The sequence below is a fragment of the Pediococcus stilesii genome, from assembly GCF_001437075.1.
Classification (GTDB): domain Bacteria; phylum Bacillota; class Bacilli; order Lactobacillales; family Lactobacillaceae; genus Pediococcus; species Pediococcus stilesii.
On record NZ_JQBX01000010.1, the window covers coordinates 50,765 to 64,609 of the forward strand.

Annotated in this window: 13 protein-coding genes; 2 read left to right on the forward strand and 11 right to left on the reverse strand. The window is 38.2% G+C overall.

The genetic code is table 11. The features are described 5' to 3' along the window. Positions 1-20: 20 nt before the first annotated feature. The 10 genes from IV81_RS05635 to IV81_RS05680 form a co-directional block, all read right to left on the reverse strand. On the reverse strand, positions 21-833 hold the full coding sequence (locus IV81_RS05635) for a carbohydrate ABC transporter permease (protein WP_057802872.1): 813 nt from the start codon (positions 831-833) through the stop codon (positions 21-23). Further along, positions 833-1,693, reverse strand: a complete 861-nt coding sequence (locus tag IV81_RS05640) for a carbohydrate ABC transporter permease (protein WP_057802873.1) — start codon at positions 1,691-1,693, stop codon at positions 833-835. The genes IV81_RS05635 and IV81_RS05640 overlap by 1 nt, the downstream gene beginning before the upstream one ends. Positions 1,694-1,740: 47 nt before the next feature. Next, positions 1,741-3,036 (reverse strand): ABC transporter substrate-binding protein, encoded by a 1,296-nt coding sequence (locus IV81_RS05645; RefSeq protein ID WP_057803147.1) that lies wholly within the window; start codon positions 3,034-3,036, stop codon positions 1,741-1,743. A gap of 245 nt (positions 3,037-3,281) precedes the next feature. Then, the gene (locus IV81_RS05650) at positions 3,282-4,571 is read right to left on the reverse strand and encodes an alpha-amylase family glycosyl hydrolase (RefSeq protein WP_057803149.1); all 1,290 of its coding nucleotides are present in this window, start codon (positions 4,569-4,571) and stop codon (positions 3,282-3,284) included. Then, the gene (locus IV81_RS05655; RefSeq protein ID WP_057803151.1) at positions 4,549-6,174 is read right to left on the reverse strand and encodes an alpha-amylase family glycosyl hydrolase; all 1,626 of its coding nucleotides are present in this window, start codon (positions 6,172-6,174) and stop codon (positions 4,549-4,551) included. Before IV81_RS05655 ends, IV81_RS05650 begins: the two co-directional genes overlap by 23 nt. 74 nt (positions 6,175-6,248) lie before the next feature. Beyond that, the gene (locus tag IV81_RS05660; RefSeq protein ID WP_057803153.1) at positions 6,249-7,217 is read right to left on the reverse strand and encodes a LacI family DNA-binding transcriptional regulator; all 969 of its coding nucleotides are present in this window, start codon (positions 7,215-7,217) and stop codon (positions 6,249-6,251) included. 161 nt (positions 7,218-7,378) lie between these two features. Next, the gene (locus tag IV81_RS05665; protein WP_057803155.1) at positions 7,379-8,032 is read right to left on the reverse strand and encodes an ABC transporter permease; all 654 of its coding nucleotides are present in this window, start codon (positions 8,030-8,032) and stop codon (positions 7,379-7,381) included. After that, the gene (locus tag IV81_RS05670; protein ID WP_057803157.1) at positions 8,032-8,958 is read right to left on the reverse strand and encodes an osmoprotectant ABC transporter substrate-binding protein; all 927 of its coding nucleotides are present in this window, start codon (positions 8,956-8,958) and stop codon (positions 8,032-8,034) included. Before IV81_RS05670 ends, IV81_RS05665 begins: the two co-directional genes overlap by 1 nt. Beyond that, complete coding sequence (locus tag IV81_RS05675) at positions 8,959-9,591, reverse strand: ABC transporter permease (protein WP_057803158.1); 633 nt, start codon at positions 9,589-9,591, stop codon at positions 8,959-8,961. Continuing rightward, entirely contained in the window at positions 9,591-10,784 is a 1,194-nt protein-coding gene (locus IV81_RS05680; protein ID WP_057803160.1) for a betaine/proline/choline family ABC transporter ATP-binding protein, read from the reverse strand. The genes IV81_RS05675 and IV81_RS05680 overlap by 1 nt, the downstream gene beginning before the upstream one ends. A gap of 220 nt (positions 10,785-11,004) precedes the next feature. On the opposite strand from IV81_RS05680, the gene pepT reads away from it, so the two are divergent. Next, a complete protein-coding gene (pepT, locus tag IV81_RS05685) occupies positions 11,005-12,246 on the forward strand; it encodes a peptidase T (protein ID WP_057803162.1) in 1,242 nt (413 codons plus the stop codon). Positions 12,247-12,318: 72 nt separating this feature from the next. After that, complete coding sequence (locus IV81_RS05690; protein WP_057803164.1) at positions 12,319-13,356, forward strand: oxidoreductase; 1,038 nt, start codon at positions 12,319-12,321, stop codon at positions 13,354-13,356. A gap of 107 nt (positions 13,357-13,463) precedes the next feature. Here IV81_RS05690 and IV81_RS05695 read toward each other — a convergent pair whose 3' ends face one another. Beyond that, positions 13,464-13,694, reverse strand: a complete 231-nt coding sequence (locus tag IV81_RS05695; RefSeq protein ID WP_083484691.1) for a hypothetical protein — start codon at positions 13,692-13,694, stop codon at positions 13,464-13,466. Positions 13,695-13,845: the final 151 nt, after the last annotated feature.

The window sequence follows — 13,845 nt, forward strand, 5'->3', positions numbered from 1 at the left end:
CACTAAATCCTCTCTCTTTTCTATTTAACCGCACCATCAGTAACACCCTTAATAATCCATTTCTGCGCAAAGAGATAAAATATAATTACCGGAATGATTGATAACGTTATGCCGGCTAATGCTAGATGCCATTGTTTAGTATATTCTCCAAAGAAGTTAAACATTTGAAGTGGAATTGTATATTGTATCTGCGGCAAAACTAACGACGGTAATAGATAATCATTCCATATCGCAATAATATTTAGGATCGCAACTGTTACTGTCATCGGGCTCAACATTGGCAAAATTATTTTATAGTAAATTTGCCAACGACTGGCTCCTTCCATTTCCGCCGCTTCATCCATCGCAATCGGAATACTGGAAAGTGTACCTTGGTACAAGAAAATCGACAAACTACAATTAAATCCCAGATACATGAACATTAGTCCGTACATATTAAGCATGTGAGCGCTGCCAAAATTTGCGGTCATTGGGATCATTACCGATTGAAAGGGAATTAACATGGCTGAAATGAACAGCAATAGTAATCCACTACTCAATTTAGATTTATTCCTTTGCAAAGCATATGCAGCCATCGATGAACACAAAATAATTAGTAGCACGCTACAAATTGTGATAATTAATGAATTAGTCAATGATCCGATGAAATTTAAGGCTTTAAATGAATTAGCATAATTTTCACCAGTAGCCGGCGCAGGGAGTGCCAACACAGATGCAAAAATTCCCTTCGGAGTTTTAAATGAATTGGCTACAATCATATAAAAAGGAAACAGCCACAAGATACCAATTATGAGTCCCAAAATTCCTATCATTTTTTTACTTTTTATTTTCATTAGAGGTCAACCTCCCGTTTTCTGTTATAAAAGACTTGGAGGAGAGAAATTGCGGCAACGATTATAAAGAAGATAATTGCTTTTGCCTCAGCTAATGAAAAGTTGCTTGAATTATACGCTGTATTAACAATATCCATTGCTAGCATTTGCGTAGAATTATACGGACCACCATTCGTTAAAGAAAGGTTTTGGTCGTAAATTTTGAACCCGTTCGAGAGCGTTAAAAACATACATACCGTAAATGCTGGAGCAATCATTGGAAAGGTAATTTTCGTAAATCGCTGCCATGCAGAAGCCCCGTCAATTTTAGCTGCTTCGATCACTTCATTTGGAATATTTTGCAAGTAAGCAATGTAAATAATCATAATATACCCGCTCATCTGCCAAACCGTTACAATAACTAGTCCCCAAAATCCAGTAACTTCATTCGTCAACCAATTATTTAGCCAGCCCAAATGCAACGTCGTTCCCAACGCACTGAAACCTTGAGTAAAAATAAATTGCCAAATAAATCCTAAAATTAATCCACCAATCATATTCGGCATAAAGAAAACCGTTCTTAAAAAATTACTTCCCTTAAACTTTTGTGTAACCAGTAATGCTAGACCTAACCCAATAACGTTTAACATAATCACCGTCACTATAACGAAAGCAACGGTAAACCAGAAGGCATTCACAAATGCTTTATCTTGCAGTAAGGTTGCATAGTTTTGAAAACCAACCACCTTAGTAAATGAGAGTCCATCCCAATCAGTAAATGAATAGAATAGACCCTCAAGCATTGGAATGAAAACTACTAGTGCTAACGCAATCAGGGTTGGGGTCAAGAATAACCAGAATGAAAGACTTCTATTTTTCATGATGCATCCCCTTGTTTTTATCCAATTATTTTATATTACCAACTGAACTAATTTGATACGTTACTTTGTTGCTTCTTCCAACCATCCTTTAAATTTTCAACTGTTTTATCCCAACTTTGCTTACCAGATAGATATTTCTGTAAATTAGGTTGTGCCACATCTGGATCCCATGATGTGCCTGTGTATCCAGGAAATGCCCATCCAATTGTCTTATTATCCTTTGAATATTCATAAACAACTTGTGTCAAAGCATCAGGCATCTTCATTCCTTCGTATCCCTTGTAAGCTGGAACAAAGTGCAATGTGTTAACAACATCTTTCTTTCCGGCCTTTGATGTATACAACCAGTCAAGGAAATCTGTTGCGGCCTTTTGTTCAGCCGTTGTCTTCTTTTTGTTTACAGCCCAATAAAGTGATGTACCAACAGGCAATTTCCCTTCTTCTCCTTTAACCGGAATCGGAATCATACCAACATTATTTTTAGCAAACTTGCTGTCAACAGATTCTATTGTTGGATAAATCCAGTCACCTTGCTGAATCATCGCCGCCTTGCCCTGTGAAAAGTTTTGGTTAACTTGTCCAGCGTAATCCATTTGCATTACTGGTTGTACTGAATATTGCTTTTGTAAATCAATCATTTGTTTCATATCTGCGTTGTTATTGAATTTTATGCTCTTAGAGTTGTACAATTTTTGAGCGTTACCGTTAAACTCTTGCCCAAGATATAAACTCATCAAATGGTCTGATAAAATCCAGGATTCTTTACCAGGTAATGCAAAGACGCCCTTAATTCCTAATTTATCTTTCTGGCTGTCAATCTTCTTAACGGCTGCTTCAAGTTTGTCGTATGATGTCAAACTGGTAGGATCGATTCCAGCTTTTTTGAAAACGTCTTTGTTATAAACAAAACCATATCCTTCAACATTGAATGGTAATCCATAAGTTTTACCATTTGTTGATACCGCACTAACCGTTCCAGGCAACGCATTTTTAGCCGCTTTTGTCTTTGATAAGTCCGCCGTATATGCCTTAAACTGCTTGGCATCAGCAGGACCAGCTAGACTGAAAATTGTTGGTGAGTTTCCAGATGAAATTCGTGTCTTTAATACTGGATTATATTGAGTTCCACCACCAATTGATGTAATTTCAATATCAACGTTGGAATGTGTCTTTTCATATTCCTTAGCAATTTGTTTGAATTGCTTGTTTGATTCTACCTTACCCTGCAAAATAGTTACCTTAACTTTTTTACTTGAGCCACTATTACCACACGCGGCGAGGCTGAGTGTCACCCCTGCGGCCATTGCCAATAAGCCAAGGCGTTTCCAAACTTTAGCTTTCACGATAAACTACCTCCTAAAATTAATCTTTTTAACAAGTTCTATTCTCACCCGATTTGTTAGCGTTTGCAATAGGTTTGGTTTATGTTACCGATAACAAAATTCAAAACCTTTTAGCGAGTTTTTGTAACATTCGTTATGCTAAAAGTATTTTTTAATTAATGCATAAATGTTCCTTAAAACACAAAAGAGGCTAGACAAAGTAAATTTTGCCTAGCCTCTTTTGCTCGCTCTTTCAATGAAATCATCTAAAGTTTTCCTTCGATAATCACCGGATCTAATCCTATTTCGGTTGTCCCATTAAGAACTTTCACTTGCTCCTCATTTAATAAATTTTGGTATTCTCCATCAAGCAGACTGACTTTACACCAGCCACCCTTACTTTTTAAATTAAAAATTCCAATCCGAATTTTATCCTTGAGTCGGTAACTAACTTGAACAATATCGTTATAGTCTTCCGTAATCATATAATCACCACTCACTTGAATATCATCTTGCATTAACTGATGTAGTCGTGTAATTAAATCCGTTAAATCACCGTCTTTTGCTTCCCAATCAATCGGATCGCGAGTAAATAGTGACGGCGTTCGATGTATTCCATACTCCTGACCATTATAAATCAGCAAAGATCCGCGTTGAAAACCTGAAAAAGCCGTCCAATTAATCAAATCATTCATATTAGGAATTAAGTCATGTGCGCGATCTTGGTCGTGATTTTCCAGTGCACGCATTTTTATTGCGTTATCTGGATAAATTACAGTCTGCTCATTTAACGCTTTAACATAGTCAGCTGTACTCGTTTTTCCCTTAACATAAGACCGCCATAGCTGATCAATGTCATAATCATATGTCATGTCAAACGCGTTGTACAGCTCACCATCAGATGAAGCCCAAAATCCCTTGCTACGAATACTTCTTATATACTCTTTATCCGTCGATTCCGCTAACCAAATTAGGCGATTATTAACTTTGTCAACTTCATGCCGAGCAGTAATCCAAAAATTAATAGGCACCTGTGGAGCCACGTCACATCTGAACCCGTCGACAAATTTTGCGTAATATTTTAATACCTCGATTTGATAATTCCATAGGTCATTTTTTGAATAGTCTAGCTCAGAAACATCCGTCCACTCAGGGTTCTTGTTCACTCGCTTACCACTTGAGTCGTGTAAAAACCAGTCGGGTTTATCCTTATACAGCTTTGAATCCGTAGAGGTATGGTTAAATACAATATCGATCATTACCTTCATTCGATGCTGATGGATGGCGTTAATTAGATTTTTTAAATCTGACTCGGATCCCAACTCCGAATTAATTTCATAGTAATCCTTAATTGCATAAGGTGATCCCAAATCTCCCTTACGATTTTCGCTACCAATTGTATTGATTGGCATTAGCCATATAGTATCAACGCCCATTTGTTTTAGTCGGTCTAGTTGAGATTCGACTCCTTTAAATGTTCCTTGATCAGAAAAATTTCTAACAAAAATAGAGTAAATTAGCTCTTTTCTCATGTTAATATTTGTCTTCTGTGTCATTTTGACCCTCCACCTTATCCAACAAAACGATACTTGTCCAAGCCGGTAGCATAATTTTCCCACCGACTATCTTTACACCAGATTGTTTTAGCAATATCTTCTTATATTGGGGAGCGTCAGCGGTCTGCTCTTCTCTTGAAAGATTACAAATAATCCATGCCTTCTCATCTCGTCGCTCCCTACGGTAAGCAAAAATATGCTCGCCGAGTTCTAAAATAATCTCTTTACCCTCTATAAATAATGGTTGTTGTTTCAGCCTTAACACTGATTGGTAAAAACTAAAAACGCTATCTTTACTTGTAACACTTATATCGTCCCATCGCATCCATCCCCTGGCACATTTTTTATGAGTCAGATTGACCATCTGCAGAACTTGTTTATCCGTGTACCCCCGATTTAATGCTTCTTTATGAAATTGCGTAACCTTGATATCATTAAAATCATTCAAACTATTTCGTTTCTCATTTTGCATTCCAATCTCTTCACCGTAATAAATTATGGGAACTCCCCGTTGTAAATAAAGAGTTGTTGCCAACGCTTTTGCACTTTCTTTTACAAATTCTGAGTCACCGTATCTTGTAGCAATACGAGCCATATCATGATTACTCCAATAAAGGACGGGCAAACAAACATTTTGTAATTTTGATTGAAATTCTAGCATTTTTCCCTTAAAAGCTGCTAAGTCCAGTTTCACTGGCTGAAATTCAAAGTTCAGCTGATGATTATTTTTAGTTCGGTCGTCGGCAAAATGATAAAACGAAATTACTTCATCACATAAGTTGTGATTTTGACTAGCATAATCAGCAATTAAATCCGCATTAGCCGATGCAGCCTCGCCCAAAATAAATAGTTCTGGATTGATTTGCTTTAGTTCTGATGTAAATCCCCTCAAGTAATTGCGTAGCTCAATTCGATTCGAATACATTATCTCTGCAATCGGAAATTCTTCATTCGAATTAGAAATGAAGTTTTGAGTAAAATCTGCTTTAGCAATATGAATAAAAGCATCCAACCTAATTCCATCAATTCCCTTTTTTACCCAAAATTTTGCGATATCAGTAACCGAGCGTTGAACTTCGGGATTCTTCCAATTTAAATCTGGCATTTTTTTATCGAACAAATGAAAGTAGTATTCGTTTTTGTTATTTGGATTTGGCTCCCAGACGCTACCACCAAAAAAAGAACCCCAATTGTTTGGCTCACGTCCATCTTCTGATTCTTTCCATAAATAATAATCGTGGTAAATACTTTGCCTATTATTAATAGCGTCTTGAAACCAAGGATGTTGGTCAGAGGTATGATTCATTACAAAATCAACAATAATTCTCATTTTCATCCTGTGTACCGTTCGAATTAATTCTTCAAAATCGTCCATCGTACCCATTTGGCTATCAATTGCAAAATAGTTCGAAACGTCGTATCCGTTATCTACTTGCGGAGAAACAAAAACTGGATTAATCCAAATCGTGTTAACTCCCAGTTTTTTTAGATACGGAAGTTTTACGATGACTCCCTTTAAGTCACCAATCCCGTCATTGTTTGTATCAAAAAAGCTTCGAGGATAAACCTGATATATAATCGCCCGTTTAAACCACTGATCCAAATTAAAAACCTCCCTCTCCGTAAATCGCTTTCAAAAACAGCTTACGCAGAAAGGAGGTGAAACTCAATAGATAATCAGTTGTTACCGTTAACAATTTTCCTCGTTGAGCCCCCAATTAGTAAGTGAGGCGAAAATAACTTGGATCCTTGTGGAATATTATTTTGTTTAATTTTATTCAACACCATATCGGCGATTGCTTCTCCCATCATTTCCTCTGGTTGTTCAATTGTTGTTAGCTTTGGATCAGAAACTTGGTTTAAAAAGACACCATCAAATCCAATCACTCCGTAACCGTCGGGAACATTCCCACCGGATTCGAATATTCCTCTTTCAACTCCCAGAGCAAGTCGATCGCTGCCACAAATAAACGCCGTATTTTTTTCAATATTATCCCAATGTTGCTTAATAAAATCAGACGCTAAATGGCTATGGTTAGCCATCCTATGAATATCAGGAATCATCTGTTGTGTCTGAACAGCTTCGATATATCCCGCTTCTCTTGCATATTCAAACGCTTCATCACGATCAAGACCAATAAACGTTAAATGTGTATATCCCACCTTCAAAGCATATTCTGTCGATACTTTTGTGCCTTGACGATTATCAGTATCAACCGAATCGAGTCCGTCATGGTTTTCTCCAAAAATTACAACGGGTTTTTCAAACGACTTTATCCAATCCGTATCCGCTTTTAACATTCCAGTTACAATAAATCCATCGCAATCACCGATATCAATGCTCTTTCTAGTAACCAACTGTAATGAGTATTGCCTTTCTGATAAAACCCGTGCTATTCCAACGAGTAATTTCATATAATAAGGTTCGGCAACATCCAAATCCTCTAAAATTAAAAACTTAATAATTTGCGTCCGATTATTAACCAATGCTTTTGCCGCAATATTAGGTCGATAATTCACATCGCGCATTGCACGGTATACCATTTCTTTTAAATCGTCTGTAACCTGTTCAGGATGATTGATTACCCTAGATACCGTCATTTTTGAAACATTCGCCAGTTTAGCCACGTCACTTAGAGTCGCCATCCGCTTCCCCCTTATTGAATATTTTTAATATCTTTGTTAGATATCTATAATAATACACCTCAGAAATTTAATAATCACTTTAAAAACATTACCAATTCCATCAAAAAACGCCTAGATAACAATTCATTGAATTGCTAGCTAGGCGTTTAAAAACCTAAACCCTAAATCGTCTTCCTCTGCATCTTTCGTTCAAAATATCCCAGAACCATATCAGAAATAATCGCCATTAAAGCTGTTGGTAACGCACCGGCAAGAATAATTGCACCACCATTCGTTGCATTTGTTCCCCGAATAATGATGTCACCTAATCCACCAGCGCCAACGAAGGTTCCGATGGCGGTGATCCCGATTGCGAGAACGAGGGCGTTTCGAATTCCAGCTAAAATTACTGATAAAGAAAGCGGAAGTTCAATCATCCATAAAACCTGAATCTTGGTCATCCCCATTCCCTTTCCAGCGTCCAGATATGCATCATTGACATTCATCATTCCGGTATAGGTATTCTTGATTATCGGTAGTAATGCATAAAGAAAAACCGTCACAATCACCGTCGTAACTCCTAGCCCCAAGCCAAGCATCAAGATTGATAGCATTGCCAACGAAGGCACCGTTTGGATAACGTTGGCAAATCCAACGACCCAATTACTTAATTTACGGTGTTTGGAGATAAATATTCCAATTGGGATTCCGACAACGGCCGCTAAAACCACGCCATAAATTGAAATTAGAAAGTGCCGATTAAACTCTGAAAGAACGTACATTCCGTTATGAGAGAAGTAGTACACTAACTGTTGCCAAATATTCATACTTTGCATTAGTTTTTCCCTCCTTCAAAATAGTTATGTGCTTTCAAAAATTCTTCAGCAACAACCGCTGGCTCCTTCAAATTATTATCCACCTGATAGTTTAATTCTTGCATTGTTTTCAATGAAATTTTCCCATCTAACTTATGCAGAACCTTTTTTAGTTGTGGATACTTCTTCAACGACTTATTATTTGCCACTACACTGGCATCGTATGGTGGGAAATATTTTTTATCATCCGTTAAAAGTTTCAAATTATAACTACGAATTCGACCATCCGTTGAGTATCCTAAAACTGCATCCATTTTATTGCTAGCCAAGGCGTTATAAACTAACCCAATTTGCATCGGATAAATATTTCCAAACTTAATTCCATAGCGTTTCTTAAAGTCGGTATAGCCGTCCCCTTTACGGTTTAACCAAATCTGGTCAATCCCGACTTTCATATTTGGCGCAATCTTTTTCAAATCACTGACCGTATTTAAATTGTGCTCTTTAGCATATTTCTGAGTCACCATAAACTGGTATGTGTCCGCAAATCCATACGTTGGAAAATACGTCATATCATAGCGCTTTTGAAATTCTTTTTTCACATATGCGTTAACCTGTTCAGGCGTTTTTCCTTGTGGCCCATTTAAAACCGTTTGGTAATCCGTTCCGTTATACCGAATTGCTGTCAAGTCGGCTTCACCGCGCTTTTGAGCCTGGAAACTGACCGTTCCTGATCCCAAATTATTAATCACTTCTGCATTTAATTTTGTATCATGTTGGATTAATTGCTGAATGACCGAGGCCATGATTTGTTGCTCAGTCGTGTTTTGGGCGGCAATTTTAACGGTATCATTGGTTGATCCGCCAAGGCCGGGCCAGCCACATCCGGCTAAAATAAAGCTTAACATTCCGAGAGGTAAAAGTAGTTTAATCAGTTTTTTAAACATCTATTCCACCTCCTGCGTTTTAGGAGTTAAACGTTCTTCAAGTTTTCCAAGTAAAAAGTCTGTGATCAGCGCCAAAATAATCACTGGAATTGAGCCACCTAAAATTAGGTCTGAGCGGTACAGATTCAAACCATTAAAAATTAGATCACCAAGTCCACCGGCTCCGATATAAGAAGCCAGCGCCGTCCAAGCAATTACGTATGTAGCTGACAATCGGATTCCGGCCATAATCACGGGTAAAGCAAGTTGAAGCTCCACCTTCCACATCCGTTGAAAACTATTCATCCCCATCCCCTTTGCGGCATCAATCAGAGCTGGGTCGACATTATTTAATCCCAAATAGGTGTTTCGCAAAATTGGTAACAACGAGTAAATGAATAGTGCAACAATCGCTGGGGTTGCCCCGATTCCAAAGATTGGAATCATCATTGCTAACAGCGCTAATGCTGGAATTGTCTGCAAAACACTCGCAAGTCCAATAACAAATCCCGAAATTTTAGGAGCACGGGTTAATAGCATTCCTAATGGCACAGCCACAATAATCCCTAATGCTAACGCAAGAGCTGAAATATAGATATGCTGCCAAGTTTTGCTTAAAATGTCGCCCCCATATTGACTTAAGAAGTTGATCATTATTGATCACCATCTTTCTGTTCTTGTTCCTCCGTTTTTTGGTCACCATTATCATTACTATCCGTTGATAAACTATCATCGGTAAATAGCGCATCATAAACGATATCAACTAGGGTGGCTCTGGTGACAATTCCAGTTAATTTACCGTCATTGTCAACGACTGGAACGTTTCGCAATCCTCGTTTTAGAATTCGGTCAACCGTATCTCGAATAATCGAGTTTTCATTAACGTAAAACACATGTGGGTCCATGATCTCACCAATCGTTTTACCCGAACGGTAGTATTCATCAATCGTTTCAATACTTACAACACCCTTCAGGTGCTCCTCTTTGTCCGTCACAAGCAATGTATCAACTCGCCGACTATGCATCACGTCCAAAGCGCGTGAAACGGGTTGATCACTAGCAATTGAAACTGGCTTAATTGCAACCTGTCCAACGGTTGTAATGCTGGGTTTAGCTTGTATCAGGCGATCTTGCCCAATCAAGTTGGCCACGAAATCGTTAGCGGGCTTTCTTAAAATATTTTCTGGCGTATCAACTTGAACCTGCTTACCTTCCGTCATAACAACGATTCGACTTGCTAATCGTAAAGCTTCGTCCATATCATGCGTCACAAAAATGAAAGTCTTGCCCAACCGCTCCTGCAAGTCTTTTACCAAATCTTGTAAATCTTCACGCGTGATTGGGTCCAATGCACCAAATGGCTCATCCATCAAGATAATATCTTGATCGGCCGCCAAAGCGCGAACTACCCCAATTCGCTGTTGTTGACCACCCGAAAGTTGTGAAGGATAGCGATCCAAAAAATCTTCTGGTAAGTCAACTAATTTAATCATTTCCTTAGCCCGTTCGTTTCGTTTTTCTTCGGACCATTTTAACAGTTTAGGTACTAATGTTATATTTTCACGAATTGTCATATGTGGCATTAAACCAATGTTTTGGATCACATACCCGATCTTTCGCCGAAGTTTAACTGGATCCATTTTAGCGATATCTTGCCCATTAATTTTGATTGTACCGGAAGTCTGCTTCAACATTCGGTTAATCATCCGCATCGTAGTCGTTTTACCCGAACCAGAAGTTCCGATAAAACAGATGAACTCGCCCTTTTCTACATCCAGATTAAAATCGTCAACGACCACTTTATTTCCGGGGTAAACCTTCGAAAGATGGCTCATTTCAAGTAACATTTGTATATAAACATCTCCTTATTAAATCGCGGGGGCCAATTTATAATCGACTCCCGCTCCGTTATCCGCTACTATAACATATATATAATAATTTTGCACAGAAAAGGCATTAAATTTAAATTGATGTAACCGACTTCTTTACCGTTATAACAACATATTAAACTTGTGAAAAGAACTGAATGTTGTAAGATAGAAGTATAAATAAAAAGGAGCTGATTTAATGGCAAAATATGAAACACTACTTCCACGTTTTCTCAGATATGTTAAGGTGAACACCCGTTCAAATCCAAATTCTGATACGGTTCCAACCGATCCTAAAGAAGTTGAATTTTTAAAAACTTTAGCTAAAGAATTGGAAGAAGTGGGCGTGGTTGACGTTCATACTCAAGAATCTTCAGGATACGTTGTTGGAACACTACCAGCAAATGACGGTGGAAATACGCCTGTTATCGGTTATATTTCACACGTTGATACTGCCGATTTTAATGCCGAAAACATTCAACCACAAGTTCACGAAAACTACGATGGCCAATCCGACATCGATTTGAGTGGCGATGGTGAATGGGTACTTAGCCCTTCTGTCTTCCCAAGTCTTAATAAATACAAAGGTAACGACCTCGTTACAACAAATGGTTTAACCCTTTTAGGTGCCGATGATAAGTCTGGAGTTGCTGATATTATGACAATGCTTGACTACTATCAAGCACATCCGGAAGTAAAACACGGTGAAATTCGAATTGGCTTTGCTCCAGATGAAGAAACTGGTACTGGTGCAGATCATTTTGACGCAAAAGACTTTAACACTAAATATGCTTACACCGTAGATGGTGGTCCCCTCGGTGAACTTGAATATGAAACGTTCAATGCTGCTCAAGCAACCATTGAAATTCAAGGTAACGAAGTTCACACGGCCGTTGCAAAGGGCTTGATGGTTAATGCCCTCCAAGTTGGTATCGATTACCACAACCTTCTACCAGAACATGACCGTCCAGAACTCACCGAAGGACGTGAAGGATTCTACCATCTATTTAAGATGACCGGAACTCCCGACCATGCCCAACTTGTTTACATTATTCGTGATCACGATCGTAGTATCTTTGAAGAACGTAAACAAAAGATGCAAGAAATTGCGGATCAATTGAACAAGGAATTTGGTCAAGAACGAGTTAAAGTCGAAGTGCACGATCAATATTACAACATGCGTGAAGTTCTTGAAAAAGACATGACACCTGTTGAAATCGCTCAAAAAGCAATGGAAAACCTTGATATCAAACCAGATATCTACCCCGTTCGTGGTGGTACAGATGGTTCAAAGATTTCATTTATGGGAATTCCAACGCCAAACCTCTTCGCTGGTGGCGAAAACATGCACAGTCGCTATGAATACGTTTCTGTTCAAACTATGGAACGAGCTGTTGACTTATTATTAGAAATCAACCGTTTAAATTCAGAAAATAACTAAAATTTCATTTTTGGGTCGTGGCAATTCCAATTGTCCGATCCTTTTTTAAATAATTAGCTAAGGAGAACTATTATGTCACTTACAATGGCAATTATTGGCTTCGGTAAAAGTGCCAATCGCTATCATATTCCATACATCAAGGAACGTGATATTAAAATTAAATACATCTACAACCATCGGCGCCATCCCGATAAAGAAAAAGGATTTTACGACTCTAAGACAATTTTCACGGATGATTTAAATCAGGTTCTGAAAGATCCAGAGGTTCAATTAGTAACCATCTGTACGCCTCCTTCAACGCATTTTAAATATGGTAAAGAGGTGCTTAAAAATGGCAAAAACGTTTTAATTGAAAAACCTTTTGTTGCCGATCAAAAAGAAGCTAAGGAACTCTTTGCACTGGCAAATGAAAAACATTTACTGGCAATGCCATATCAAAATCGTCGGTTTGACGGCGACTGTCTCACTCTTAAAAAAGTGATTGATTTGGGATATATTGGTAAGCCCCTTTTGCTGGAGTCCCACTTTGACAAATACCGTCCCGATACTGATTTGCATGAAGGCCTGCAAGTCGATGGCCAATTTTATGGATTAGGCGTGCACATGTTGGATCAAATTTTGGGGCTCTTTGGTAAGCCACAAACCGTTAGTTATGACATTCGGGCCATTCAAAATCCCGATAGTACGGTTGATGACTACTATGAAACTCAACTACTTTACAATAACTTCAAGGCCACCGTGGTCAGCAATCCGCTTGCCGCGCGCCCCTATCCGCGCTTTTTGTTACACGGAACTAACGGATCGTATGTAAAATATGATATTGATCAACAAGAAAATGACTTAAAACTTGGCATTATGCCTGGCGATGAACATTTTGGGATTGATACTCCCAACCAATTCGGAATTGTTAAATATAAAAACCAAAATGGTGATTGGATTGAAAAACAAATTCCAACCGTTAATGGTGATTATGGTCGTGTGTATGATTCAATTATTGCAACACTTGAAAATGGCGCACCCAAATTGGTTTCTGACGACGAAGCACTTTGGAACATGGAAATTTTGGAGGCGGGGATTGCTGAAAAAGGGATGCATGTTTTTCATATGTAATCTCGTTCACCCTCTTAAAGGTAGCAAAAACACCAGTTTATTGGTAACGGTAATTTTTCCGTTTAGCCAGTAAGCTGGTGTTTTTTATTATTTACATGATAGCATTTTCATTCATCATATTGCTTCAAGAAACTGCGAATTACGCGCCAAACATCTAGGTCACGTGTATCAAAACCTTCTGGCATTAATCGCTGCAGGTCAGATTGGATATACGCTTCGTTAATCCGCATCCACTCGTCTTCATCCTGAGCGTTTTTAAAGGTGTTAAAGTAATATGGATCATCAATCGCTAGTAGTGCATCGCGAATTGCTTCTTTTTGTTGTTGAGACAGCGCCAAATTATTGTCCCCCTTTTTTAGATACATACTAATTATCATTTTAAACGGAAGTTAGTCAAGTAAATACTTCTAGCCGGGCTATGGGCAAATCACTTTGTTTTATTAAATTTTTCGACTACACTTTGAAAAAAGATTATTAAAAGAGATAATC

Coding starts and splice junctions, on each gene's coding strand:
- IV81_RS05635 (WP_057802872.1), bottom strand. CDS start 833: ATGAAAATAAAAAGTAAAAAAATGATAGGAATTTTGGGACTCATAATT.
- IV81_RS05640 (WP_057802873.1), bottom strand. CDS start 1,693: ATGAAAAATAGAAGTCTTTCATTCTGGTTATTCTTGACCCCAACCCTG.
- IV81_RS05650 (WP_057803149.1), bottom strand. CDS start 4,571: ATGACACAGAAGACAAATATTAACATGAGAAAAGAGCTAATTTACTCT.
- IV81_RS05660 (WP_057803153.1), bottom strand. CDS start 7,217: ATGGCGACTCTAAGTGACGTGGCTAAACTGGCGAATGTTTCAAAAATG.
- IV81_RS05665 (WP_057803155.1), bottom strand. CDS start 8,032: ATGCAAAGTATGAATATTTGGCAACAGTTAGTGTACTACTTCTCTCAT.
- IV81_RS05670 (WP_057803157.1), bottom strand. CDS start 8,958: ATGTTTAAAAAACTGATTAAACTACTTTTACCTCTCGGAATGTTAAGC.
- IV81_RS05675 (WP_057803158.1), bottom strand. CDS start 9,591: ATGATCAACTTCTTAAGTCAATATGGGGGCGACATTTTAAGCAAAACT.
- IV81_RS05680 (WP_057803160.1), bottom strand. CDS start 10,784: ATGTTACTTGAAATGAGCCATCTTTCGAAGGTTTACCCCGGAAATAAA.
- pepT (WP_057803162.1), top strand. CDS start 11,005: ATGGCAAAATATGAAACACTACTTCCACGTTTTCTCAGATATGTTAAG.
- IV81_RS05690 (WP_057803164.1), top strand. CDS start 12,319: ATGTCACTTACAATGGCAATTATTGGCTTCGGTAAAAGTGCCAATCGC.